The following is a 3,326-nucleotide window of genomic DNA, read 5'->3' as shown; positions in this document are numbered from 1 at the left end:
GTCCAGATAGCGGCCGGCGACCAGGACGGAGTCGATCCGCTGCGTATTGCGGATGTCGGTGCGCGGGTCCGCGTCCAGGACCAGCAGGTCGGCGCGGTCGGCGGGCAGGCCGAGCATCCGGGCCGGCTCGGTGGTCGCGGCGTGGAGGACGTCCCGGGTGGGCAGCCCGGCCTCGGCGAGCAGCTCCAGCTCGTGATGGAGGGAGAAGCCGGGGACCATATAGCCGGTGCCGGTGTCGGTGCCCGCGAGCAACGGCACGCCCGCCCGGTGGAGTTCGGCGACAAGACGCAGCCGGTGCTCGTAGATCCGGTGGATGCGGGCGGTGTCCTGCGTGGTGCGGCCGGCGGTCAGTGTGGACCGGATGGCAGGCCAGTGACCGGTCATCCAGCCGGGCAGGTAACTGAACTCCGACGGATTCGGCGGGAGTTCGTCGGTGCGTTCCAGAGTGTGGTGGAGGACGAGGGTCGGTACGACGCGGGTGCCGTTGGCGGCGAGCCGGTCGAAGAGGGCGCGGGTGCGGCCGACGTCGTACGTCCGTACCGCCTGCCACTCCACCGCGTGCACCTGCCGGAACCAGCTCGCGTAGCGCTCGAAGCTGGCGCCGACGGCGGGGTCGATACGAACCTTCGTCATGGCCCGCCTGATCTCGGGTTCCTGGGCGGAGGTGGCGAGGAGCAGGGCGTGGAGGTGCTCGATGGACTGCTGCCCGGCGTCGCTCGCGCGGGCGGGGGACACGGTGTCGGGGCAGTGGCCCGCGTAGCGCAGGCCCTGGCGGCGGGACTCGTCGGCGATCGCCTCGTACGCCTCGGGTGTGAGCCGTGAGTAGACCTTGATGAAGTCGGCCCCGTTCGCTTTCGCCTCGCGCACCGCGCGACGTGCGGACGGGACGTCGGCGACCTCGACGGGGCGCTCGCTGGCGTCATCGGTCCATATCGAGGGGCGCCCGTCGATGATCGGGCCGGCGATCACCCAGCGGGGGCCGAGGAGCGTGCCCGCGCGGACCTTGTCGCGCCACGCGTGGTGGACCCGTCCGCCCCACATCTCACGGACCGTGGTCACGCCGGTGAGCGGGAAGAGGGGCGGCACCACGTCCTCGGGCCCGTAGTTGTGGACATGGGCCTCGACGAGGCCGCCCGGGACGATGTATTTGCCGGTCAGGTCGTACGTCGTCGCCCCGCGCGGGATCGGGACCTCGGCCGAACGGCCGGTACGGGTGATGCGGCCGTCGCGGATGAGGACGGTGTGGTCGGGGCCCGCGCCGAGGACGGTGGCGTGGGTGAGGGCGACGGTGTCACCGGGGCGCTGACTGGATGCGGCCGTCGCGCGGGCCGGGGCGGCGGACAGGAGGGCGCCGCCGGTCAGGGCGGCCGAGGCGATGAGGGCTTCACGTCGAGTGGGCATTGCCGGGTGCTCCTTGATGTGGCGTGGCGGGGTCAGTGGTGGGCGGCGCGGATCGGCGCGCCGACGCGGTGGAGGTGGGCGACGGCCTCTCGGTACGAGGCGATGAGTCCGGTCTCGTGGTACGGGATGCCGAGTTCGGCGCAGTAGTCGCGGACGATGGCCCGCGCGTGCCGCAGATGCGGGGCCGGCATGCTGGGGAAGAGATGGTGCTCGATCTGGTGGTTGAGGCCGCCGAGCGCGATGTCGGTCAGCAGGCCGCCGCGGACATTGCGCGAGGTGAGTACCTGGCGGCGCAGGAAGTCTGGTTGCGGGAGCCCGGTGCGGGTGGGCATGCCCTTGTGGTTGGGGGCGAAGATGCAGCCGAGGTAGACGCCGAACAAGGCTTGGTGGATGGCGGCGAAGGCGATGGCCTGCCCTGGCGGCATCAGCAGGAGGAGCGTGGCGAGGTAGCCGGCACCGTGGGCCAGCATCAGCGCGGCGTCGGTCCAGCGGTGGCGGACCGACCGGTTGCGCACCGCCCGCAACCCGGCCACACGCAGGTTCAGCCCTTCCAGGGCCAGCAGCGGGAAGAACAGGAAGCCCTGTACGCGGCCGACGAGCCGCGCCAGCCCGAGGCTCTCGCGGGCCTGACGCCGCGACCACACCAGGATGTCAGGGCTGACGTCCGGGTCCAGCTCCTCGTGGTTGGGGTTGGCGTGGTGGCGGGTGTGCTTGTCCTGCCACCAGCCGTATCCCAGGCCGATGCCGAGTCCGGCGACCAGGCGGCCGACGGTCTCGGTCGGCCGCCTGGTGCGGAAGACCTGACGGTGTGCCACATCGTGCATCAGGAGCGCGACCTGGCCGTTGGCCAGGGCCATCAGGGCGGCGACGGGCAGCACCCACCAGGTGGTGCCAAGGAGGGCGAGGACGGCCCAGGGTGCGGCGGACAGGGCCGCGACAAGCGTGAACCGGGCGGCGTAGTAGGCCGGGCGGCGGCGCATCAGACCGGCCCCGGCCACGCGGCGGGCGAGGCGGGCGAAGTCGCTTCCGCCGGTGGCGCCCGGGCGGCGGTCGAGGGCGATCAGTGGTGCGGTGGTCCGCGTTCTGTGTGCCACGGGCTGCTCCAAGGGGTGTTCGGAGTCATCGGGGTGCGGTGCGTCCCGGAGGACCGGAACCCGCGGCGCCAACATACATATGTTTCAAACGCTTGCCACATACGAATGTTTGAAACGTGTGTCAGGCCTCCTGGTACAGTCGGGACGTGGGAACACGAGACGACCTTCTGGCAGCGGCCAAGCAGTGCCTGGCCGAGCGCGGCTACGCCCGCACCACGGTGCGCGACATCGTCGCCGCCTCCGGTGCCAACCTCGCGGCGATCAACTACCACTTCCGCTCCAGGGACGCCCTGTTGAACCTGGCCATGGTCGAGTCGGTGAGCGATGCGATGCGGGAACTGCTCGCCGCCCCGGCCGACGGGGAGGCGGTCGACGCGCGGGCCCGCCTGGAGGAGTTCTGGGCCAGGCTGGTCGGCTCGTTCGGCGCCGACCGGGCGCTGTGGGCGGCCAACATCGAGGCGCTGGCACAGGCGCTGCACTCACCCGAAGTGCGCGCGCCGATGGCGGACGGCCAGCACCGGGCGCGGGGCAAGCTGGCCGACCTGCTCGGCCCGGACAGCGACGCGGACGCCGGGGCCGTCATCGTCACCCTGCTCAACGGCCTGCTGGTGCAGTGGATGATCGACCCCGAGCGGGCCCCCACCGGCGCGCAGCTCACCGCAGGCGTGCTCGCCCTGGCCGACGCCCTGAAAGCGGACGAGGGCTCCTGAGCACCGCCACGACCGCATCTGCCCGCCGTCTCCGGACGACGTCGAGGTTGCGGTCGAGCCCGTCCGCCAGATCGGCGATCGCCTTTCAGCGCCCCAGGACGCGGGTGAGGAGTTCAACGAG

General features: G+C 72.0%; 3 protein-coding genes. 1 reads left to right on the top strand and 2 read right to left on the bottom strand.

Features of this window, described 5'->3' with window-relative positions; translation table 11 throughout:
• Both K6I34_RS34065 and K6I34_RS34060 read right to left on the bottom strand, forming a co-directional pair.
• The coding region (locus K6I34_RS34065) for a hypothetical protein (protein WP_229331908.1) at positions 1–1,401 on the bottom strand (1,401 nt) is incomplete at its 3' end.
• Positions 1,402–1,433: 32 nt separating this feature from the next.
• Positions 1,434–2,495, bottom strand: a complete 1,062-nt coding sequence (locus K6I34_RS34060; protein ID WP_229331907.1) for an acyl-CoA desaturase — start codon at positions 2,493–2,495, stop codon at positions 1,434–1,436.
• Between the two features lie 146 nt (positions 2,496–2,641).
• Here K6I34_RS34060 and K6I34_RS34055 point away from each other — a divergent pair, with 146 nt between their 5' ends.
• Positions 2,642–3,205, top strand: coding sequence for a TetR/AcrR family transcriptional regulator (locus K6I34_RS34055; protein ID WP_229331906.1), 564 nt, complete (start codon positions 2,642–2,644; stop codon positions 3,203–3,205).
• Positions 3,206–3,326 lie beyond the last annotated feature (121 nt).

Source organism: Streptomyces sp. UNOC14_S4, assembly GCF_020740835.1.
GTDB lineage: Bacteria > Actinomycetota > Actinomycetes > Streptomycetales > Streptomycetaceae > Streptomyces.
This window is presented reverse-complemented; position numbering and strand designations above follow the sequence as displayed.